Annotated in this window: 24 protein-coding genes; 5 read left to right on the top strand and 19 right to left on the bottom strand. The window is 75.9% G+C overall.

Annotated features, from left to right (window positions below; translation table 11 throughout):
• Nucleotides 1-4: 4 nt before the first annotated feature.
• Both ACI797_RS00765 and acs read right to left on the bottom strand, forming a co-directional pair.
• On the bottom strand, nt 5-496 hold the full coding sequence (locus tag ACI797_RS00765) for a phage holin family protein (RefSeq protein WP_456856221.1): 492 nt from the start codon (nt 494-496) through the stop codon (nt 5-7).
• Between the two features lie 130 nt (nt 497-626).
• Entirely contained in the window at nt 627-2,567 is a 1,941-nt protein-coding gene (acs, locus tag ACI797_RS00760; protein WP_456856219.1) for an acetate--CoA ligase, read from the bottom strand.
• Between the two features lie 93 nt (nt 2,568-2,660).
• Here acs and ACI797_RS00755 point away from each other — a divergent pair, with 93 nt between their 5' ends.
• Nucleotides 2,661-3,362 carry a (2Fe-2S)-binding protein gene (locus tag ACI797_RS00755; protein ID WP_456856217.1) on the top strand — a complete coding sequence of 234 codons (702 nt, stop codon included), beginning with the start codon at nt 2,661-2,663 and terminating at the stop codon, nt 3,360-3,362.
• A gap of 4 nt (nt 3,363-3,366) precedes the next feature.
• Here ACI797_RS00755 and ACI797_RS00750 read toward each other — a convergent pair whose 3' ends face one another.
• Genes ACI797_RS00750 through ACI797_RS00740 form a run of 3 tightly spaced genes read right to left on the bottom strand, consistent with a single transcriptional unit; the run spans nt 3,367 to nt 5,677 of the window.
• Entirely contained in the window at nt 3,367-3,930 is a 564-nt protein-coding gene (locus tag ACI797_RS00750) for a hypothetical protein (RefSeq protein ID WP_456537889.1), read from the bottom strand.
• A gap of 26 nt (nt 3,931-3,956) precedes the next feature.
• Complete coding sequence (locus tag ACI797_RS00745) at nt 3,957-4,985, bottom strand: S-adenosylmethionine:tRNA ribosyltransferase-isomerase (RefSeq protein ID WP_456856215.1); 1,029 nt, start codon at nt 4,983-4,985, stop codon at nt 3,957-3,959.
• Nucleotides 4,982-5,677, bottom strand: coding sequence for an SDR family NAD(P)-dependent oxidoreductase (locus ACI797_RS00740; RefSeq protein ID WP_456856213.1), 696 nt, complete (start codon nt 5,675-5,677; stop codon nt 4,982-4,984). Before ACI797_RS00740 ends, ACI797_RS00745 begins: the two co-directional genes overlap by 4 nt.
• Before the next feature lie 46 nt (nt 5,678-5,723).
• Here ACI797_RS00740 and soxR point away from each other — a divergent pair, with 46 nt between their 5' ends.
• The 4 genes from soxR (at nt 5,724) to ACI797_RS00720 (ending at nt 8,676) form a co-directional block, all read left to right on the top strand.
• Nucleotides 5,724-6,191 (top strand): redox-sensitive transcriptional activator SoxR, encoded by a 468-nt coding sequence (gene soxR / locus ACI797_RS00735; protein ID WP_456856211.1) that lies wholly within the window; start codon nt 5,724-5,726, stop codon nt 6,189-6,191.
• Between the two features lie 97 nt (nt 6,192-6,288).
• A complete protein-coding gene (gene ygiD, locus ACI797_RS00730; RefSeq protein ID WP_456856209.1) occupies nt 6,289-7,140 on the top strand; it encodes a 4,5-DOPA-extradiol-dioxygenase in 852 nt (283 codons plus the stop codon).
• A gap of 95 nt (nt 7,141-7,235) precedes the next feature.
• A complete protein-coding gene (locus ACI797_RS00725) occupies nt 7,236-8,042 on the top strand; it encodes a hypothetical protein (RefSeq protein ID WP_456856207.1) in 807 nt (268 codons plus the stop codon).
• Nucleotides 8,020-8,676: a class F sortase gene (locus ACI797_RS00720; RefSeq protein WP_456856205.1), complete on the top strand. Its 657-nt coding sequence runs from the start codon at nt 8,020-8,022 to the stop codon at nt 8,674-8,676. Before ACI797_RS00725 ends, ACI797_RS00720 begins: the two co-directional genes overlap by 23 nt.
• A 3-nt stretch (nt 8,677-8,679) precedes the next feature.
• On the opposite strand, the gene ACI797_RS00715 is transcribed toward ACI797_RS00720, so the two are convergent.
• The 14 genes from ACI797_RS00715 to cobO form a co-directional block, all read right to left on the bottom strand.
• Nucleotides 8,680-8,943, bottom strand: coding sequence for a helix-turn-helix transcriptional regulator (locus tag ACI797_RS00715; RefSeq protein ID WP_456856203.1), 264 nt, complete (start codon nt 8,941-8,943; stop codon nt 8,680-8,682).
• Nucleotides 8,940-9,794 (bottom strand): ABC transporter permease, encoded by an 855-nt coding sequence (locus tag ACI797_RS00710; RefSeq protein WP_456856201.1) that lies wholly within the window; start codon nt 9,792-9,794, stop codon nt 8,940-8,942. The genes ACI797_RS00715 and ACI797_RS00710 overlap by 4 nt, the downstream gene beginning before the upstream one ends.
• Nucleotides 9,791-10,756 (bottom strand): ABC transporter ATP-binding protein, encoded by a 966-nt coding sequence (locus tag ACI797_RS00705; protein ID WP_456856199.1) that lies wholly within the window; start codon nt 10,754-10,756, stop codon nt 9,791-9,793. Before ACI797_RS00705 ends, ACI797_RS00710 begins: the two co-directional genes overlap by 4 nt.
• A gap of 76 nt (nt 10,757-10,832) precedes the next feature.
• Nucleotides 10,833-12,062, bottom strand: coding sequence for a DUF222 domain-containing protein (locus ACI797_RS00700; protein ID WP_456856197.1), 1,230 nt, complete (start codon nt 12,060-12,062; stop codon nt 10,833-10,835).
• A gap of 216 nt (nt 12,063-12,278) precedes the next feature.
• The gene (gene cobA, locus ACI797_RS00695) at nt 12,279-13,556 is read right to left on the bottom strand and encodes a uroporphyrinogen-III C-methyltransferase (protein WP_456856195.1); all 1,278 of its coding nucleotides are present in this window, start codon (nt 13,554-13,556) and stop codon (nt 12,279-12,281) included.
• Nucleotides 13,556-14,599, bottom strand: coding sequence for a nicotinate-nucleotide--dimethylbenzimidazole phosphoribosyltransferase (gene cobT, locus ACI797_RS00690; protein WP_456856529.1), 1,044 nt, complete (start codon nt 14,597-14,599; stop codon nt 13,556-13,558). The genes cobA and cobT overlap by 1 nt, the downstream gene beginning before the upstream one ends.
• A gap of 20 nt (nt 14,600-14,619) precedes the next feature.
• Nucleotides 14,620-15,654 (bottom strand): Rv2231c family pyridoxal phosphate-dependent protein CobC, encoded by a 1,035-nt coding sequence (gene cobC / locus ACI797_RS00685; RefSeq protein ID WP_456856193.1) that lies wholly within the window; start codon nt 15,652-15,654, stop codon nt 14,620-14,622.
• Nucleotides 15,651-15,989, bottom strand: coding sequence for a cobalamin biosynthesis protein (locus tag ACI797_RS00680; RefSeq protein ID WP_456856191.1), 339 nt, complete (start codon nt 15,987-15,989; stop codon nt 15,651-15,653). The genes cobC and ACI797_RS00680 overlap by 4 nt, the downstream gene beginning before the upstream one ends.
• Complete coding sequence (locus tag ACI797_RS00675; protein WP_456856189.1) at nt 15,986-16,831, bottom strand: energy-coupling factor ABC transporter ATP-binding protein; 846 nt, start codon at nt 16,829-16,831, stop codon at nt 15,986-15,988. The genes ACI797_RS00680 and ACI797_RS00675 overlap by 4 nt, the downstream gene beginning before the upstream one ends.
• Nucleotides 16,828-17,565, bottom strand: coding sequence for a cobalt ECF transporter T component CbiQ (gene cbiQ / locus ACI797_RS00670; protein WP_456856187.1), 738 nt, complete (start codon nt 17,563-17,565; stop codon nt 16,828-16,830). Before cbiQ ends, ACI797_RS00675 begins: the two co-directional genes overlap by 4 nt.
• Nucleotides 17,562-17,879 carry an energy-coupling factor ABC transporter substrate-binding protein gene (locus ACI797_RS00665; RefSeq protein ID WP_456856185.1) on the bottom strand — a complete coding sequence of 106 codons (318 nt, stop codon included), beginning with the start codon at nt 17,877-17,879 and terminating at the stop codon, nt 17,562-17,564. The genes cbiQ and ACI797_RS00665 overlap by 4 nt, the downstream gene beginning before the upstream one ends.
• Nucleotides 17,876-18,556, bottom strand: a complete 681-nt coding sequence (locus tag ACI797_RS00660; protein ID WP_456856183.1) for an energy-coupling factor ABC transporter permease — start codon at nt 18,554-18,556, stop codon at nt 17,876-17,878. Before ACI797_RS00660 ends, ACI797_RS00665 begins: the two co-directional genes overlap by 4 nt.
• On the bottom strand, nt 18,543-19,931 hold the full coding sequence (locus tag ACI797_RS00655) for a cobyrinate a,c-diamide synthase (RefSeq protein ID WP_456856180.1): 1,389 nt from the start codon (nt 19,929-19,931) through the stop codon (nt 18,543-18,545). Before ACI797_RS00655 ends, ACI797_RS00660 begins: the two co-directional genes overlap by 14 nt.
• On the bottom strand, nt 19,928-20,542 hold the full coding sequence (gene cobO, locus ACI797_RS00650) for a cob(I)yrinic acid a,c-diamide adenosyltransferase (protein WP_456856176.1): 615 nt from the start codon (nt 20,540-20,542) through the stop codon (nt 19,928-19,930). The genes ACI797_RS00655 and cobO overlap by 4 nt, the downstream gene beginning before the upstream one ends.

The raw sequence follows: 20,542 nt of genomic DNA, 5'->3' as shown, positions 1-20,542 counted from the left end.
GCGGTCAGACCAGGTACGAGTCCGGGTCGCGGCGGGTGACCTGCCCGTGCGCGACGACCGGGAGGTCGCGGCGCCGGCGGCCCGGCTCCTCGCGGTGCATGACCTCCGGGAGCTCGCGCAGGGACTCGATGGTCCGCTCCGGCTTCTCGATCTTCTTGATCGTCTGCCGGCCGAACAGGGCGGCGAGTGCGCCGATGAGGACGAGCAGGAACCAGACGATCAGGTAGGAGATCCAGCGGGTCAGGCCCAGCCAGGTGAGGAACTCGGCGAACGCGATCCCGAAGAAGAACGTCGAGAAGGCCACCACCACGCCGGCCGCGCCGAAGGCGCCGGCGCCGATGCCGGCCTTCTTCGCCGACCGGCTCATCTCGGCCTTGGCCAGCTCGATCTCGCTGCGCACGAGCGTGGACATGTCGGTCATCGCGCTCTGCACGAGCTCGCCGACGGAGGGCTCGTGGGACCCGGTGGCCCGGCTGGTCTGTGCGCTGTGGGCCACGGGGCCACCTCCTGAGGTCGTGCGTGCGGTCGTCATGATCGTGCCGGATACCCGGCGGCGGCGCTCGCGAGGCCTCCGGCCGGGTGACCGGAGTGGATCCGTGCGGGTGACCCGCACGGATCCACTCCGGTCATTCCGTCGATGTGGGCAGCTTCTCCTTGATCAGCTCCATGACCGAGGAGTCGGTGAGCGTGGTGACGTCACCGAGCTGCCGGTTCTCCGCCACGTCGCGCAGCAGGCGGCGCATGATCTTGCCCGAGCGGGTCTTCGGCAGCTCCTGCACGACCATGATCTGCCGCGGCTTGGCGATCGGGCCGATGTCGCGGGCGACGTGGCTGCGCAGCGTCTGCACCAGGTCCTCGCCCGAGTCCTCGGCCTTGCCGCGCAGGATCACGAACGCGACGATGCCCTGCCCGGTGGTCGGGTCGCTCGCGCCCACGACCGCGGCCTCGGCCACCGCCGGGTGCGCCACGAGCGACGACTCGACCTCCGTGGTGGAGATGCGGTGCCCCGACACGTTCATGACGTCGTCGACCCTGCCGAGCAGCCAGATGTCGCCGTCGGCGTCCTTCTTGGCCCCGTCGCCGGCGAAGTACATCCCCGGGAACCGCGACCAGTACGTGTCCTTGTACCGCTCGTCGTCGCCCCAGATCGTGCGCAGCATCGACGGCCAGGGCTCGGTGAGCACGAGCAGGCCGGTGGTGTCGTCGGGCAGCTCGTTGCCCTCGTCGTCGACGACCTTGGCCGAGATGCCGGGGAACGGCGTCTGCGCCGAGCCGGGCTTGAGGTTGGTCACCCCGGGCAGCGGCGTGATCATGTGCGCGCCGGTCTCGGTCTGCCACCAGGTGTCGACGATCGGGCAGCGGCCGTGCCCGATGTGCTCGTGGTACCAGAGCCACGCCTCGGGGTTGATCGGCTCGCCGACCGAGCCGAGGACGCGCAGCGTCGACAGGTCGAAGCCGCCGGGCACGTCCTCGCCCCACTTCATGAACGTGCGGATGACCGTCGGGGCGGTGTAGAGGATCGAGACCTTGTACTTGTCGACGATCTCCCACCAGCGGCCGCGGTGCGGGGTCTCCGGCGTCCCCTCGTACATGACCGACGTCGTCCGGTTGGCCAGCGGCCCGTAGACGATGTAGCTGTGGCCGGTGACCCAGCCGACGTCGGCCGCGGTCCAGTAGACGTCGGTGTCGGGCTTGAGGTCGAACGTCGCCCAGTGCGTGTAGGCGACCTGGGTCAGGTAGCCGCCGGAGGTGTGCAGGATGCCCTTCGGCTTCGCCGTCGTCCCCGACGTGTACATGATGTAGAGCGGGTGCTCGGCGTCGAACGCCTCGGGCGTGTGCTCGCTCGACTGCCGGCCCACGACGTCGTCCCACCAGAGGTCGCGGCCCTCGTCCCACGCCACGTCCTGCCCGGTGCGCTTGACCACCAGGACGTTGCGCACGCCCTCGGTCCGGCCCACCGCGTCGTCGACGGCGGGCTTGAGCGCGCTGGGCGCACCGCGCCGGTAGCCGCCGTCGGCGGTGATGACCAGGACGGCGCCGGCGTCGGTGATCCGGCTGGCCAGGGCGTCGGCGGAGAACCCGCCGAAGACGACCATGTGGACGGCGCCGATGCGGGCGCAGGCGAGCATCGCGATGACCGTCTCGGGGATCATCGGCATGTAGATGGCGACCCGGTCGCCGGCCTGCACGCCCAGCTCGGTGAGCGCGTTCGCGGCCTTGCACACCTCGGCGGTGAGCTCGGCGTAGGTGAGGGTGCGGGTGTCGCCCGGCTCGCCCTCCCAGTGGTAGGCGACCTGGTCGCCGTGGCCGGCCTCGACGTGCCGGTCGAGGCAGTTGTAGGCGACGTTGAGCTTCCCGCCGACGAACCACTTCGCGAACGGCGGGTCGCTCCAGTCGAGGACCTGGTCCCACTCCTGGGCCCAGGTGAGCCGGCGGGCCTGCTGCTCCCAGAACGCCGGCCGGTCGCGGGACGCCTCGTCGTAGACCTCCGGGCCCACGTTGGCCTGCGCGGCCAGCTCGTCCGACGGCGGGAACCGCCGGGTCGCCACCTCGCTCGTCTCGCTCATGCTTCCTCCCTCGACATGACCTGGAACACACCGTATTGCCCCGAGCCCGGGTCCGTCCTCCCGGTGCCCGGGGCAGCGGTGAGACTGGACGCCGTGACCCCTCCGCAGGCCGACGTCGCGGCCCGGCTGCCCGGTGCGGCCGCGCTCGGCCTGGTCGCACCGCCCGGGGCGGCGGCGGTGCCGGCCACGCGGCTGGCCGACGACGCGTGGACGGCGGAGGTGCTGGCCCGGCGCGCCCGCACCCAGGGGACGGCGGACCCGCGGGTGCTGGCCACCGTGTGGTGGTACTCGGCCTCGGCGGTGCTGCTGACACCGTCGCTGGCCGGGCTGCTCACCGGCCGGCCGCTGTCGGGGCGGCTCGAGGAGACGACGCTGCACCTGCTCGCCGGCGGGCTCCCGGTGGCCGCGGTGTCGGCGGCGCCGGCGACCGACGTCGCGGAGGAGCTGCGGGCGGCGCTGGCCCAGGCGGTCGCGGCGGTGGCGAGCGCGGGCGGTCTCCGGGAGCGGCCGCTGTGGGCCATCGCGACCGACTCGATCGCCAACCGGCTGCTGGCCCTGGGCCGCGCCGTCGGCGACGTGGGCGCCGCGACGTCGCTGGCCGTCCACCTGGGCCGCGCGATCGGCCCCCCGCTGCCGGTGCCCCGGTACGTCGACGTCGGCGGCGCCCGGTTCGTCCGCCGGGTGTCGTGCTGCCTGCTCTACCGCGTGCCGCACGAGCCGATGTGCGCTTCGTGCCCGCACCGGCCGCCGGCCGAGCGGCAGGTCCTGCTCGAGGACGCCGCCGAGCGGATGTGACCGGTCAGCGCGCGTCGGCCTCCGCGGCGGCGATCCGCCGGCTGGGCGCCGGTTCGCCGGACAGGATCCGCTTGAGGAACGGCGGGTCCGGCTCGTCGCCGAACGCGGCCCGCGCCACCTCCGCCGGCGGGTGCCCGGCCGCGGCCAGGACCCGGCGCCCGGCGTCGTCCATGGCCTGCCGCTCCCAGCGCAGCGCCCACGCGCCGATCGGGTAGGCCAGGACCACGGTGATCCAGATCCACGGCACGCTGGCGGCCAGGAGCACCAGCAGGACGACGTAGAGCACCAGCGACGCGCCCACGACGACCCCGCCGATCCGCTGCCGCTGCTTCGGCACCGGGGATGTCCAGCGCCCGAGGCAGGCGGCCAGGTGCCACAGCTGGCGGGCCGGCTCGGCGGTGACCAGGGACGGCGGCACGACGACCCGCCGCTCGCCGTCCTTCTCGCGGACCACCGGCGGCCGCTCCTGCTGCCGCGGCACGTCGACCACCAGCCGCGGCACCGGCAGGTCGACGGCCTCGGCGAGCTGCCGCAGCCGCTCCTGGACCATGCCCTCGTTCGCGCTCATCCCCGTCAGCATGGCGGATGCCGGGGTCAGGGCAGGAACAGCATCGAGTCGCCGAACTCGTGCCACAGGTAGTGCCCGGCCACGGCGGCCCGGTAGGCGGCCACGACCAGCTGCGGCCCGGCGACCGCCTCGAGCAGCTGCAGGTGGCTGGCCTCGGGGGCGTGCAGCCCGGTGACCAGGCCGGTCACCGCGCGGGCCGGCCGCTCGGGGCCGAGCACCAGGTCGGTCCAGCCGGCGGCCGGCCGGGTGACGCCGTCGTCGTCGGTGGCGGTCTCCAGCGCGCGGGTCACCGTCGTGCCGACGGCGACCACCCGGTGCCCGGCGCGGCGGGTGCTCGTCACCAGTCGCGCGGTGACCTCGGGGACGGCGAACCGCTCGGCCACCGGCGGCTCGTGCAGCTCGGGGCTGGAGACGCCGGCGTGCAGGAGGAGCGGGACGACCGGGACGCCGCGCGCCATCAGCCGCACCAGCACCGCCTCGCTGAACGGGCGCCCGGCGCTGGCCATCTCGGCGCTGCCGGGCTCGGTGGCGTAGACGGTCTGGTAGGCCTCGAGCGGGTAGGTGCCGGCGAGGTAGCCGTAGCGGATCGGGACGCCGTACCGCTCGAGCAGCGGCCGCGCCGCGACGGCCGGCTCCGGACGCGCCCGCCACAGCCGCGAGGGTCGCGCGGGGTCGGGGTGGCCGGCCAGCAGGTGCAGGCGGACGTCGCCGGGCAGCCCCAGCACGGTGCCCGGCTCGACGCGCAGGTCCGGCCCGCCGTTGTCCGGACGCCGCACCTCGACCACCCAGTCGCCGTCGTCGAGCGTGCCGGCGACGTGCAGCGGGACGACGACGCCGTCCGCCCGCGCGGCGGCCAGGCGGGCGGGGAGCGTGGCCGAGGTGTTCACCACGACCAGGTCGCCCGGCTCCAGCAGGTCGGGCAGGTCGCGGAAGACCCCGGAGGTGATCCCGCCGGGGCGGACGGCCATGAGGCGCACCCCGTCGCGCGGGGTGCCGGACCACTCCGGCGGGGCGGTCGCCTCGGCGTCGCGGGGCAGCGTGAACGTCGCGGTCACCGGGCCACCGCCGGCAGCAGCTCGGCGGCGCGGTAGCGGCCGCTGGGCAGGTCGTCCTCGGCCAGCCGCAGCAGCGCCGGGACGACCGACGCCGGGTCCGGCCGGTCGCCGATGTCCTCGCCGGGGAAGGCGGCCTGGTGCATGTCGGTGCGCATGTCGCCCGGGTCGACGGCGAAGACGCGCAGCGCGGGGTGCTCGACGGCCAGGACGGCGGAGAGCTGGTCGAGGGCGGCCTTGCTGGCGCCGTAGCCGCCCCAGCCCGGATAGGCCTCGACGGCGGCGTCGGAGCTGACGTTCAGCACCCGGCCGCCGGCGCGCTCGAGGGCGGGCAGCGCCAGCTGGACCAGCGCGAGCGGGGCGAGGGTGTTGACGGCGAGGACCGCCTGCAGGTCCTCGGTGCGCAGGCGGGCCAGCGGCGGCAGCGGGCTCGGGCCGAGGTCGCTGGCGTTGTTGACGAGCAGGTCGATGCGGTCGCCGGCGGCGCGCACCAGCGCGGCCCGGTGGGCCGGGTCGGCGACGTCGCCGGGGACGGCGGTGACGCGGTCGGGCCGGGCGAGGTCGGCGACGGCGGCGGCGAGCCGGTCGGCGTCGCGGCCGTCGACGACCACCCGCCAGCCGCGGTCGGTGAGCGCGGTCATCAGGGCGCGGCCGAGACCGCGCGAGGCTCCGGTGAGCACTGCTGTGGAGGTCATGGGAGTACCGTCTGATCTCAAGTCCACTTGAGGTCAAGGGGGCGCCGTGGAGCAGCTCACGATCGGCCAGGTGTCGGCGCGGTCGGGGGTGGCGGCCTCGGCGCTGCGCTACTACGAGGACCAGGGGCTGATCACCTCGACCCGCACCGCCGGCGGCGCGCGCCGCTACGCCCGCACGGTGCTGCGGCGCCTGGCGTTCGTGCGGGCGGCGCAGAACGTCGGGCTGTCGCTGTCGGAGATCCGCGACGCGCTGGCCACGCTGCCGGGGGACCGGCCGCCGACGGCGAAGGACTGGGCCCGGCTGTCCCGCGGCTGGCGGGACCGGCTGGACGAGCAGATCGCGGCGCTGGTGCAGCTGCGCGACGGGCTGGACACCTGCATCGGCTGCGGCTGCCTGTCGCTGGGCCGCTGCGCCCTGTCGAACCCGGGCGACGTCGCGGCGTCGGCGGGTCCGGGCGCCCGGTGGCTGTCGCCGCTGCTGCGCCGGGTGCCGCCCGTGAGCAATGCGGGGTGAATCGGACCGTTCCGTTCCACGGTCTCGCATTCCGGCCGCCGGGGGGTGATGATCCGTCGGGACGGGAGCAGACGGGGAACCTGGGGGAGGGGCGACGATGACCGTCATGCCTGCCGCGTTCTTCGGCCACGGCAACCCGATGAACGCGCTGGAGAAGAACCGCTACACCGAGGCCTGGCGGGCCTTCGGGGAGAGCGTGCCGCGCCCACGGGCGATCCTGGTGATCTCGGCGCACTGGTACGTGCACGCCACCGCGGTGACGGCGATGCCGCGGCCGCGGACCATCCACGACTTCTTCGGCTTCCCGAAGGAGCTCTTCGACGTCCGCTACGAGCCGCCCGGCCTGCCCTCGCTCCACGAGGAGGTCGCCGACATCGTCCACCCGACCTGGGTGGGCGCCGACCTGGACAGCTGGGGGATCGACCACGGCACCTGGTCGGTGCTGGTGCACGCGTTCCCCGACGCCGACATCCCCGTCGTCCAGCTGTCGATCAACGCGCTGAAGTCGACGGACTACCACCTCCAGCTCGGGGCGGCGCTGGCGCCGCTGCGCGAGGACGGCGTCCTCGTGGTCGGCAGCGGCAACGTGGTGCACAACCTCGGCGGGGTGAGCCGCGCGATGCCCGACGCGGGCTTCGACTGGGCGCAGCGGTTCGACCGCTCGGCCAAGGAGTTCATGCTCAGCGACCCGACGGAGGTGGGCCGGCTCGACGGGCACCGCGACTACGACCTGGCGGTGCCCACGCCTGACCACTTCATCCCCCTGCTCTACATCGCGGGGGTGGCCGGGGCGACGCACACGCCGGCCGAGGTGCTGGTCGACGGCTACTCGTACGGGTCGCTGTCGATGACCGCGTACACGGTCGGCATGGAGGCGCCGGCGCCGGACGGCAGCGGGTTCGCCGCGCCGCTCCCGGACGGCCCGCCGCCCGACGGCGCCAACATCTGAGAGCCGGACCGGTCCGTAACCCCTCGGCGGCGCCCTCGTTGGAGCCGGGAGAACGAGCAGCTGCTCGCCGCGCCACCAGGGGGTTCCCGTTGTCCGTGCGCTCGTCCCGCAAGCCGCTCCGGGTGCTCGTGCCCGCCGTCCTCGCCGCCGCCGTCGTCCTGGTCCCCGGTGCGGCCGCCGCGGACGAGGGGAACGGCGACCCGCTCGGCGGCATCACCGGCCCGCTCCGGGACGCCCTCGGCGGCGGGGGGACCGGCGGCACCGGCTCCGCGCCGGGCGGTCAGCTCCCCGGCCCCGAGGACGTGCCGCAGCTGCCGCTGCCCGGCACCGGGTCGGAGGACGAGGCGCCGGCGCTGCCGGAGCCGCCGGCGGAGCTCGGGCCGGAGCAGCTGGCCGAGCTGCTGGCACCGCTGGGCATCTCCGAGGAGTGCGTGACCGGCGTGTACGAGGACTTCGAGGCCATCGGCGAGGCGCTCGCCGGCGGCGGGGAGGACCTGCTGAACCTGCTGACCCAGCTCGTCGGTGCCCTCCAGAACGGCGGCGCGGGGCTCGGCCCGGAGGCGCTCACCGAGAACGACCTGGCCACCGCGCTGCAGGACCTCGTGACGACGCTGCAGGAGCAGTGCGCGCCGGCGCACGGCGGCGGGACCCCGCCGCCTGCGGACGGCGGCCACTCGGCGCCGCCGGCCGCGAAGCCGCACGAGCAGGCGCCGGCCGCCCCGGTCGCGGCACCGGTCGCCGCGGCGCCGGTCAGCTACCTCGGCTACGCGCCGACCGGCGGGACCGGGGACGAGGCGGAGCGCGGCGGGCCGCTGGCCGCGCTGGCCGGGATCGTGCTGCTGAGCGGGCTCGGCGCGGCCGGCTACCGGGTGGGGACCCGTGGCTCGGGCGCGCGCGGCTGACCTGGTCCGGCCGCTCGCGGCCTTCCTCGTCGTCCTGGGTGTCGGGACTGCGCTCGTCCTGATCGTCTCGTCGCGGCCCCCGGCCGATGCGGCGCCGGCCGCGGCGGGAGCGGCGCCCGAGCTGGCGCCGCTGCCGGCGGACGCGCCGCTCGCCGCCGGGCCGATCGTGCCGGCGCGGCTGCAGATCCCGGCCATCGGCGTGGACACCACCGTGGAGTCCCGGGGCACCGTCGAGTACGAGAACCCGTTCACGGGGCAGACGGTGGAGGGCTACGACGTCCCCGACTCGATGTGGACGACGTCGTGGTGGTCGGACGGTCCGGCGCCGGGGTCGGGGCAGATGGCGGTGGTCCTCGGACACGCGCAGGCCGGCGGGGGCGCCGTCTTCGACCGGCTCGCCGACCTGCGGCCGGGGGACGAGGTCGTGCTCGTCGACGGGGACGGCGCCGTGCTGCGGCTGGCCGTGCTCGGGGAGCCGCTGACCGGGCTGGACAAGTCGACGTCCGCGCTGGCCGACGCGCTGAACGGGCACCCCGCCGACGCCGACGTCGCCCTGGTCACCTGCGGTGGGGAGTTCGACGAGGACGCCGGGGCGAGCGAGGAGAACGAGGTCGTCTTCGCGACCGTGATCTGACGGTCAGGCCGTCTCGCTGCCCGCCGCGTCGGTGATCCGCGGGAACGGCGTCGTCGAGAAGACGACCTCGACCGGCAGGCCGAAGAACTCGGCGATGCGCAGCGCCAGGTGCAGGCTCGGGTTGTACTCGCCGCGCTCGAGGTAGCCGACGGTCTGGTAGTGGACGCCGAGGGCGTCCGCCAGCTCCCGCCGGGTCACCCCGCGCTCGGCGCGCAGCAGCGCGATGCGGTTGTAGACGGCGTCGCCGCTGCGGTCGCCGCTGTTCACCGGACCCACTGCAGCGCGGCGTCGCGGGCCGCCTCGACCGACGAGCCGGACTGCCGGCGCGCCATGCGCCGGAGCACCGCCGGGGTGACGAGCAGGCCCACGACGGCCCACGCGACGAGGACGAGCACCGCGGTGCCCGTGCGCCACTCCCCACCGAGCTCGGCGGCGGCCGCCTCGGGCGGGAGGAACGCCGAGCGCATGAGCAGGCCGATCCAGTAGACGGGGAAGAACTGCGCCACCGCCTGGACCCAGCCCCACATGATCTGGATGGGGACGAAGATCCCGGAGATCGCGGTGATCACGATGACCGGGAGCATCCCCCACGTGCCGACCTTCTGCACGCTCGGCACGACCGAGCCGAGGATCATCCCGAGCGGCAGCGTGGCCAGGAGTCCGAGCACGATGACGAGCACGACGGTGAGCCAGCCGGTGGCGCCGTTCTGCATGACGTCGTCGAAGAGGAAGACGCTCGGCACGAGGATGACGAGCATCTGCGGCACGACGCCCAGTGAGTGGTAGACGAGCTGCCCGGAGACGTAGCCCTGCATGCCGTGGGGGATGGCCTTGTGCCGCAGCAGCGTGCCGTCCTCGCGCTCCATGGCGAGCGCGTAGGCCGGGCCGATGATGACCCCGAACGCGATGAGCGCACCGAGGATGCTCGGCAACGCGACCGTGGGGGTGAGCAGGTCGGTGCCGGCGACCTCGTCGTCGCGGTTGATCCAGAGGTAGAGCAGCGTGGCCAGCGCGGTGAACAGGTAGAAGCCCTGGTCCTGCGGGCTGCGGATGCTGAGGACGAACTCCGTCCAGCCGCGGCGGATGCCGCGGCCGATCGCGTGCCGGGTGGCGTTCATCGCACGACCTCCGCCAGCTCGACCGCGCTGCGGTCGCCGGACTCGTGGCGCTGCACCAGCGCCAGGTAGGTGTCCTCCAGGCTGGCGCGGCGGACCTCCAGGTCGGCCACCGCGTCGCCGTGCTGCTCGAACAGCCTGCGGACGAACGGCGTGGGGTCCTCGGTGGCGTGCACGAACCGCTCGCCGTCGCAAGCCCAGCGGACCTCGGCGCGGCCGGCCACCTGGCGGGTGAGCGCGTCGGCGCTGCCGTCGGCGACGATGCGCCCGCCGGCCAGGATGAGGATCCGGTCGGCCAGCCGCTCGGCCTCGGCCAGGTCGTGCGTGGTCAGCAGGATGCTCGTGCCCTCCAGGTCGGAGAGCCGGTGCACGAGGTCGTGGAAGTCGCGCCGCGCCTGCGGGTCGAAGCCCGCCGTCGGCTCGTCGAGGAAGAGCAGGTCGGGCCGGCCGATGATGCCGACCGCGACGTCGAGCCGTCGCCGCTGACCGCCGGAGAGGGTGACGATCTTGCGGTCGGCGTGCGTCGTGAGCCCGACCGTCTCGAGCAGCCAGTCCACGTCGTACGGCCCCGGGTGGTCGGGGCGGGCGTAGGGCTCGAAGTAGCCGGCGAGGTAGGTGAGCAGGCGCCGCGGTGACCAGCGGGCGTGGTCGCGCCACGACTGGAGCACGATCCCCACCCGCGACCGCCAGGCGTCGCCACCACGCGCCGGGTCCTGCCCCAGCACGCTGACCTCGCCGGCCGACCGCAGCCGGAAGCCCTCGAGGATCTCGATGGTGGTCGTCTTGCCCGCGCCGTTGGGCCCGAGGAGGCAGACCACCTCACCCGGACGGACGTCGAAGTCCACCCCGGCCAGCACGTCGTGGTCGCCGTAGCGCATGCGCAGGCCGCGCACCGAGACGGCGGCCTCGGGGTCGGGCTCGACGGGCGCGGCTGGGCCGGGGGACTCGGTGCGCACGGGCTCCATCGGGCACTCCTCTGGGCGCCGGGATGCGAGAGATAGTAGGAGTGCTACATCCGTAGTACAAGTACTGCTGGGTTCTTCACCCGGCGCGGGCGAGGTGGGGGTCGTCGGCGGGTGGCCGGATCACCAGGATCTCGGTGCCGTCGGGCCGGTAGGTGTGCCACCGGCCGGCGGTGTCCCGCTCGATGCGGAAGCCGTGGTGGACCTGGGTGTGGTGCCGTTCGCAGAGCAGCCCGGAGTTATCCAGGCTGGTCTCGCCGCCCAGTGCCCAGTGGACGACGTGGTGCACCTCCGACCACCAGTGCGGGGCGTCGCAGCCGGCGAAGACGCAGGTCGTGTCGCGGGCGATCACCGCCTGGCGCAGCGCCGGGGTGACCAGGCGCCGGGTGCGGCCCAGGTCGAGTGGTTCCCCGTGGGGTCCGAGCACGATCCGGGTGAGGTCGGCGTCGCAGGCCGCCCACCGGGCCCGCGCCGCGGAGAGGACCGCGCCGAACCCGGTGCGGGCGGCGCCCCGGCCGGTCGCCGGGTCGAGCAGGTCGGCGAGGTGGACGGTGACCGCGACCTGCGGCTTGACCGTGCGCAGCAGCGGCAGCGTGCCGCAGCCCAGGTGGAGGTCGGCCAGCTGCACCGCGGCGTCGGCCTGCCGCCGCGCCAGGCTCCGCTCATCGCCGGCCGGCCGGTGGGCCTGCTCGAGCGCGATGATCGCGGCCTGGAACCTCTCCCCGCCGACCGCGTCCAGCTCGCCGCGGAAGAACAGCCGCCCGTCCGCCCGCCGGGTGAAGGTCAGCGACCGCTGCTCGGTCGGATCGGGTTCGGGCCCGTCGGCGTCGAGCCGCTCGAGGAAGGCGTGCACCAGGTCGTCGAGCTCGGCGTGCGCGTGGCCGAGCGCGAAGGTCACCAGCTGCTGGGCGATGCCGGCCAGGTCGCCGTCGGCCTCGGCGATCAGCCGCAGGTGACGGGGCTGGGTGAGCTGCCCGAGCACCGCCACCTGGTCGCCGGTCAGCGCCCCGGCCGCGTGCGCCGCCGCCACCGCGGGCAGCAGCTCCAAGGCGCGGCCGTTGCGCACCACCTGCGAGGCGGCGGCCCTGGCCAGCCGGCCGTGCCCGCGCAGCCAGGCCTGGGCGGTGGCCATGCCGTCGCCGGCGAAGGCCTGTTTGCCGTCGGCGATCCGCACGGTGCGGGCCAGTTCGGCGTCGATCCGGTTGCGCAGCGTGACCAGGTCGGCGGTGCGCTCCAGCAGGTCCTCGGCGGGCAGCGCGTGCAGATCCTCGCCGGCGAGCGCGTCCAGCGCCGAGGCCACCTCGTCCACCGGAACACCTCCCCACCCGCTCGATCAGGTGTTCGAAGTCTACCGCCGGACCGGCCGGGTCGCCTCCTGAATCCCCAGCTCAGCCGCCTGTCCACAGATGCGGGCAGATTGTTGACACGGCTCGGGGTCCGGCGCGACGCGCTGCAGGCCGTCGAGCTGACCAGTCCGCCCTCCTCGACGGCTCACCAGGCGAACCGCAGCGTGAAGCGGGTGAGGTCAGTCCTCGTCCTCGGCGTCGTCCGCCGGGGCGAGCGAGCGCCCGGGAAGCGCGACGACGTCGCCGACCACCCACACGGCCGGTGGCCGGACGCCCTCCTCGGCCATGGTCTTCGCCAGCCCGTCGAGGGTGGTGCGGACGACGCGCTGGGTGGGCGTCGAGCCGTCGGTGACGACGGCGACGGGCGTCTCCGGCGCCCGGCCGTGCGCCACCAGGGCCGCGGCGATCACCGGTGCGGTGTCGACGCCCATGAGCACCACGAGCGTGCCGCGCAGCCGGCCGAGCGCGGCCCAGTCGACCAGCGACTGCGGGTGACCCGGCGGTACGTGCCCCGAGACGACGACGAACTCGTGGGTCAGCCCGCGGTGGGTGACCGGGATGCCGGCCAGCCCGGGCACGCCGATCGCGCTGGTCACGCCCGGGACGACCTCGACCGGGATGCCTGCGGCCACGCAGGCCTCCAGCTCCTCCATGCCGCGCCCGAAGACGAACGGGTCGCCGCCCTTGAGGCGGACGACGCGCTTGCCGGCCCGCGCGTGGGCGACGAGCAGCTCGTTGATCTGCTCCTGCGCCATCGAGCGCCCGCGCGGCAGCTTCGAGGCGTCGATGACCTCGACCTCCGGGGGCAGCGAGGCCAGCAGCGACTGGGGCGCGAGGTGGTCGGCCAGGACGACGTCGGCCTGCGACACCGCCTGCTGCCCGCGCACCGTGATTAGCCCCGGGTCGCCCGGGCCGCCGCCGACCAGCACCACCGCACCGGGCCGGTCCGGACCGGAGCGGCCGGCGCGGTCGGCGATGGACCCGTCGGTGAGCCCGGCGACGACGGCGTCGCGCACGCCCACCGCCCGCTGCGGGTCGCCGCCGCCGTGCACGCCGACGACCAGGTCGCCCTGCCGCCCCACGGCGGGCGTCCATACCGAGGACGCCGACCGGTCGTCGGCGCGGGCGCAGAAGATCCGCGCCGCCTCGGCCTCCGCCGCCACCGCCGCGTTGACCGCCGGGTCGTCGGTCGCCGCCACCGCGTACCAGGCGCCGTCGAGGTCGCCCGGCTCGTAGCGGCGCCGCACCCAGGTCAGCGCGCCCGGCTCGACCAGCGCCTCCAGCGCGGGGGTCACCTCGGGGGAGACGACGGTGACCAGCGCCCGCGCCTCCAGCAGCCCGGCCACCCGCCGGTGCGCCACCTGGCCGCCGCCGACGACGACCACGCGGCGGTCGAGCAGCCGCAGGCCGACGGGGTAGACGACCCCCGACCCGGGGTCCACGGGCGTCGCCGACATCAGGCCTTCTCGGTCACGCCGGCCGAGTCGAAGGTGGCCACGTCGCGCAGCGCGCGGGCGGCCGACTGCGCCAGCGGCAGCGCGAGCAGCGCGCCGGTGCCCTCGCCCAGTCGCAGGTCCAGCCCCAGCAGCGGGCGCAGGCCCAGCGCGCGCAGCGCGAGCCCGTGGCCCGGCTCGGCCGAGGTGTGCCCGGCGAGCGCGTGCTCCAGGGCCGCCGGGCACAGCGCGGCCGCGACCAGCGCCGCCGACCCGGCGATCACGCCGTCGAGGAGCACCGGCGTCCGCGCGGCGGCCGCGCCCAGCACGAAACCGGCCAGCGCCGCGTGCTCGAGCCCGCCGACCTCGGCCAGCGCGGCCAGCGCGTCCTCCGGCGACGCCGGGCGGGCCGGCACCCGGGCCACGGCCTGCGAGACCACGGCCACCTTGCGGGCCAGGGTCGGGTCGTCGACGCCGGTCCCGCGGCCGGTCGCCTCGGCGGGGGTAGCGCCGGTGAACGCGCAGACCAGCGCGGCCGACGCCGTCGTGTTGGTGATGCCCATGTCGCCGGTGACCAGCACACCGTGGTCGGCGGCCAAATCCGTCGCCACCTCGATGCCCACCTCGACCGCCCGGCGCGCCTCGGCGAGCGTCATCGCCGGGCCCAGCGCCAGGTCGGCGGTGCCGGGCCGGACCTTGCGGTCGAGCAGCCCGTCCGCCGGCTCCAGCGGCGCCGCCACCCCGACGTCCACGACCACCACGTCCGCGCCCAGCTGCGCGGCGAACGCGTTCACGACCGCCCCGCCGGCGACGAAGTTGGTGACCATCTGCGCGGTCACCTCCTGCGGCCAGTGGGTGACGCCCTGGGCGTGCACGCCGTGGTCGCCGGCGAACACGGCCACGGCGGCCGGCGCGGGGACCGGGGCCGGGCAGGTGCCGGCGATGCCGGCCAGCTGCGCGGCGACGTCCTCCAGCACGCCGAGCGAGCCCGGCGGCTTGGTCATCAGGTCCAGCCGCTCGCGGGCAGCCCGCTCGGCCGCGGCGTCGCGGGGGCGGACGGCGGCGATCGTGGTGTCCAGCAGGGTGCTCAGCGGTGCTCCTCGGGAGTGCGGGTCCGGTCAAGGATCCCAGCGAGCGCCTCGGCGAACGCACGGGAGGTCTCCGGATCGCGGACGGCGACCCGCAGGTGGTCGGCCGACAGGCCCGGGAAGGTGTCGCCGCGGCGCACCGCGAAGCCGGCCGACCGCAGCTCCGCGCGCACCCGCCCGCCGTCGGGCACGCGCAGCAGCACGAACGACGAGCGCGGCTCGCCGACCACCTCGACGACGTCGGGGAGGACGGCGAGCAGCGCCTTGCGGGCGCGGTCGAGCTCGTCCGCGGCCGCCTCGGCCTCGGCGCGCGCGGCCGGGGTGCTGCAGGCGACCAGCGCGGCCAGCGCCGGCGTCGACACCGGCCAGTGCGGCTGCTGCTCGGCCAGCGCCGCGACCAGGTCGGCCGGGCCCAGCGCGTAGCCCACCCGCAGCCCGGCCAGCCCCCACGTCTTGGTCAGGCTGCGCACCACCAGCAGCCCGGGCAGGTCGCGCCGCCCGGCCAGCGACCCCGGCTCCCCGGGCACGGTGTCGGCGAAGGCCTCGTCCACCAGCAGCACCCGCCCCGGCCGGGCCAGCGCCGCGACGTCGGACGCCGGGTGCAGCACCGACGTCGGGTTGGTCGGGTTGCCGACGACCACGAGGTCGGCGTCCTGGGGGACGGCGCGCAACCGGTACCCGGGCGGCTCCAGCAGCAGCCGCTCGACCGGGTGCCCGGCGGCCCGCAGCGCCGCCTCGGGCTCGGTGAACGACGGGTGGACCACCACCGCGCGCCGCGGCGCGACCGCCCGGGCCAGCAGCACGAACGCCTCGGCGGCGCCCGCGGTGAGCAGCACCTCGTCCACCGGCCGCCCGTGCGCCGCCGCCACGGCCTCGCGCGCCGGCCGGGCGTCGGGGTAGGCGGCGACGTCGTCCAGGGCGTCCCGCAGCGCGGTGCGCAGCCACTCCGGCGGTGCCCCGCTGCGGACGTTCACCGCCAGGTCGACCAGGCCCGGCGCCAGCTCGTCGTCGCCATGGAAGTCGAGGGGGTTCACGACGCGACCGCCACGGTCACCCGGCCCACCACCGTCTTGCCGACGAGGAGCCGCCCGCCGCCGAGCAGCGCGGCCGCCTCGGCCACCGACGGGGTGCCCACCGCCGTCGCCACGACCGGGGACGGCGCCGGCACGGGCACCGCGGCCAGCTCGGCGGCCGGGTACGCCACGACCGGCCACCCCCGCAGCGCCGCGGCCGCCGCGACGACCGCCGTCCGCGCGTCGAGCGTCGCCAGCCGGACGCCGCGGGCCCCGGCGGGCAGCACCGCCTCGACCGCGGCCAGCACCTCGTCGGCGGTCACGCCCGACGAGGCGCCCACCCCGACGGTCGTCACGTCGGCACCCCGGGCCGCTCGGGCAGCGCGGCCAGCAGCGCGGCGGCGTCCCGGGGGAGGGCGCCGTCGGGCAGCAGGCCGAGCTCGCGCAGCCGCGCGCCGACCGACAGCGCCCACGGGCGGTCCAGCCGGGCGCGGACGAGCAGGCCGTCGTCCCCGAGCAGCTCCGCCGGGTCGCCCTGCACGACCCGGCGGTCGACGACGACGGCGACCTCGTCGGCCCAGCGCAGCGCCAGGTCGACGTCGTGCGTGCTCATCACCACCGTGGACCCGGCGGCCTGCAGCCGGGTGAGCGCGGCCAGCGCCTCGGCGACGGCGGAGGGGTCCAGCCCCGCGGTGGGCTCGTCGAGCAGCAGCACGCAGGGGCGCATGGCGACGGCGCCGGCGATCGCCACCCGCTTGCGCTCGCCGTAGGAGAGCTGGTGGGTGGGCCGGCCGGCGAGCGCGTCGACGGCGAGCAGCGCGAGCGCCTCGGCCACCCGCTCGCGGACCTCGTCCTCGGGCAGCCCCAGGTTCACCGGCCCGAACGAGACGTCCTGCGCCACCGACGCGGAGAACAGCTGGTCGTCGGGGTCCTGCAGGACCAGCTGCACCTCCTGCCGGTGCGCCCGCAGCCCGCGGCGCGTGTGCTCGAGCGGGACGCCGTCGACCGTCACCGCGCCCGAGACCGGCTTCAACGCCCCCGAGAGGCAGCGCAGCAGCGTCGTCTTGCCCGAGCCGTTGGCGCCGAGGACGGCCAGCCGGCGCCCGGCGGGGACGGTCAGCGAGGCGCCGTCGAGCACCCGGCGGCCGCGCTCGTACCCGGCGACCAGGTCGTGCGCGACGAGCGTCCGGTGGCTCACGCGACCACCACCGACACCGACACCAGGGCCGCCAGCCCGACCGCGGTCGCGGCCAGGAACAGCCGGGACGAGGGCAGGGCCTCGGGCAGCACCCGCAGGCCGGTCTCCAGCCCGCGCCCGGCCAGCCCCTCCTGCAGCCGGCGGGCCGAGTCCCAGGAGTGGGTGAGCACCGCGGCGGCGAGCGCCCCCGACGACCGGTACGAGCGGCGCAGCGAGGAGTAGCCCATGCGCGCGGTCTGCGCCTCGCGGATCGTGCGCAGGCTGGTCAGCAGCACGAACAGCAGCCGGTAGGTGACCCCGGCGACCTCCACGACCGCCGCCGGCACCCGCAGCCGGCGCAGCGCGGGCAGCAGGTCGGACATCGGCGTGGTGGTGGCCAGCAGCAGGACGGCGGCCCCGCCGGCCAGGGAGTGCCCGACCAGCGAGCCGGCCCGGACCGCGGCGTCGGGCGCCCAGCCGACGCCGTCGCCGTCCACCTGCACCACCGCGGTCAGCGCGCCGATCGCGACGAACGCCAGCGGCCAGCGCACCGCCCGGCCGAACGTGCGCGCCGGGACGCGCGCCGGGCCGAGGGCCAGGACGACGGCGGTCAGCCCCACCAGCACGCTGCCCGGCCAGACCGGGAGGACGAGCGCGCAGACGACCAGCCCGACGCAGAGCAGCAGCTTGTCGGTGGGGGAGCGGCGGCGCCAGGCGCTCGCCCAGGCCGCGTCGTCGACGGCGAGACCGGTCACGGTCCCGCCTGCTCGTCGGCGTCGGCGGCGGGCTTCGCGGGCTGCCTGCGGCCGCGCAGCCGGCCCAGCACGTAGCCGAGCACGAGACCGCCGACCGCCGCCTGGACGGCGAACAGCCCCGACTCCACCGACGGCGACGACGGCGTGAACAGCGACTCGAACCACGGCTCGTAGCCGGTCTCCGCGACGGCCTCGGTGGCCTGGCTGTCGCTGCCGGCGTACTCGGACCGGCCCCGGTTGAGCGCCAGCGGGACGGCGAACAGCACCACCACGCCGAGGACGAGCAGCACCGTGACCAGGCGGCGGCGGGTCACCGGACCTCCTCCTGCTCGGGGCGGACGACCCCGAGCCGCTCCAGGTCGGGCCGGGCGTTGGCGAGCAGCACCCGGAACAGCAGGACGCCCAGCAGGCCCTCGCCGACCGCCAGCGGCAGCTGGGTGAAGGCGAAGACGCCGAGGAACTTGACGACCGCGCCGGCGAAGCCGCTCTCGGCGTCGGGGAAGGCCAGCGCCAGCTGCAGCGACGTTGTCACGTACGTGGCGAGGTCGGCGAGCGCGAGGGCGACGAAGACGCCCGGCAGCAGGCCGCCGCCGAGCGCCCGGACCAGCCGGTAGGCGCCGTAGCCCACCCACGGCCCGACCACCGCCATGGAGAAGGCGTTGGCCCCCAGCGTGGTCAGCCCGCCGTGGGCGAGCAGCAGCGCCTGGAACAGCAGGACCACCGTGCCGAGCAACGCCATCACCGGTGGCCGGAACAGCACCGCGCCGGCGCCGGTCCCGGTCGGGTGGCTGGAGCTGCCGGTCACCGAGGGCAGCTTGATCGCGCTCAGCACGAAGGTGAACGCCCCGGCCGCGCCGAGCAGCAGGGTCGACTCGGGGTGCTCGCGCACCTCCTTGACTACGGCGCGGGCGCCGTGCACGACGAACGGCGCGGCCGCGATCGTCCAGCCCAGCGCGTGCCCCTCGGGGAGGAACCCCTCAGCGATGTGCACCGGCGTGCTCCTCTCCGGTCCGGTCGGCGGCCGCGCACGCAGCGACGAAGCGCTCGACGAGCTGCGGGCTGCCCGCCCAGTGCAGGTGCAGGTAGGAGGCGTGCACGCTCGTCGTCACGAAGCCCTCGCGGGCGGTCGCCGACCACTGCCACGCGGGGTGCGTCCCGGCCGGCGGCGTGCACGCGGTGCGGTGGAACTCGTGCCCCCGCACGCGGGTGCCGGCCGCCGCCAGCACGGAGCCCACCGGGGCGACGGCCGCGCGGTAGCCCAGGGTGAGCTTCGGCGTCATGACCGCGTCGGTGGTGAGCACCCCGCACATCGGGACGCCGTCCAGGCTGCGGGCGAGGTAGAGCAGGCCGGCGCACTCCGCGGCGATCGGCCCGCCGCGCGCGGCCAGCTCGCCGATCCCGGCGCGCAGCCCGGTGTTGGCCGACAGCTGCGCGGCGTAGACCTCGGGGAAGCCGCCGCCGACCACCAGGCCGGCGGTGCCCTCGGGCAGCGCCTCGTCGGCCAGCGGGTCGACGGTGACCACCTCGGCGCCGGCCGCGGCCAGGAGCTCGGCGTGCTCGGCGTAGCCGAAGGTGAAGGCGGCGCCGCCGGCGACGGCGATCCGCGGCCGCCCCTCGACCGGCGTCACCTCGGCGGCCGGGTCCCACGGGGCGGCGTCGAGCGCCGGGGCCGACCCGGCGAGCCGCAGGACGGCGTCGAGGTCCACCGACCTAGCGACCACCTGGCCGAGCGACCGGACCGTGGCCACCGCCTCGGCGCTGCGCTCGGCCGCCGGCACGAGGCCCAGGTGCCGCGACGGCGTGGCGAGCTCGGGCAGCCGGCGGACCGCGCCGAGCACCGGCACGCCCGCGGCGTCGAGCGCGTCGCGCAGGATCGCCTCGTGCCGGTCGCTGCCGACCCGGTTGAGGACGACGCCACCGATCCGCACGCCCGGGTCGAAGGTGGCGAAGCCGTGCACCAGCGCCGCGACGCTGCGGGCCTGGGAGGAGGCGTCGACCACCAGCACGACCGGCGCCCGCAGCAGCGCGGCCACGTGCGCCGTCGAGGCGAACCCCGGCTCGACCGACGGGTGGGAGGCGCCGTCGAAGAGCCCCATCACGCCCTCGACGACGGCGACGTCCGCCCCGCGGGCGCCGTGCAGGAACAGCGGCGCGACCCGCTCCTTGCCGACCAGCCACGGGTCGAGGTTGCGGCCCGGGCGGCCGGCGGCGAGACCCGCGTAGCCAGGATCGATGTAGTCGGGGCCCACCTTGTGCGGGCTCACCGCGAGCCCGCGCGCGGCGAGGGCGGCGACCAGCCCGGTCGCGATCGACGTCTTCCCCGCGCCGGACGACGGCGCGGCGAGCACGACGCGGGGGAGGGTCACCACTCGATCCCCCGCTGGCCCTTCTGGCCGGCGTCCATGGGGTGCTTGACCTTGGTCATCTCGACCACCAGGTCGGCGGCCTCGACCAGCTTCGGGTGCGCGTCCCGGCCGGTGACGACGACGTGCTGGTTGCCGGGGCGCCCGAGCAGCGTCGTCACCACGTCGTCGACGTCGACCCAGCCCCACTTCAGCGGGTAGGTGAACTCGTCGAGGACGTAGAAGCGGTGCGCCTCGGCGGCGAGGTCGCGCTTGATCTGCGCCCAGCCCTCCGCGGCGTCGGCGGCGTGGTCGACCTCGGTGCCCTGGCGGCGCGACCACGACCAGCCCGAGCCCATCTTGTGCCAGACCACCGGGCCGCCCTCGCCGGTCTGCTCGTGCAGCCGGCCCAGCGCGGTCAGCGCGTTCTCCTCGCCGACCTTCCACTTCGCGCTCTTGACGAACTGGTAGACCGCGATCGGCCAGCCCTGGTTCCAGGCCCGCATGGCCATGCCGAACGCGGCGGTGGACTTGCCCTTCATCTCGCCGGTGTGCACGGCGAGGAGCGGCCGGTTGCGCCGCTGCCGCGTGGTCAGCCCGTCCTCCGGGACGACGGTGGGGACCCCCTGCGGCAC

It is taken from the genome of Geodermatophilus sp. SYSU D00691 (genome assembly GCF_054050275.1).
Note: the sequence above shows the minus strand (reverse complement) of the source record. Positions and strands in the feature narration are given on the sequence as shown.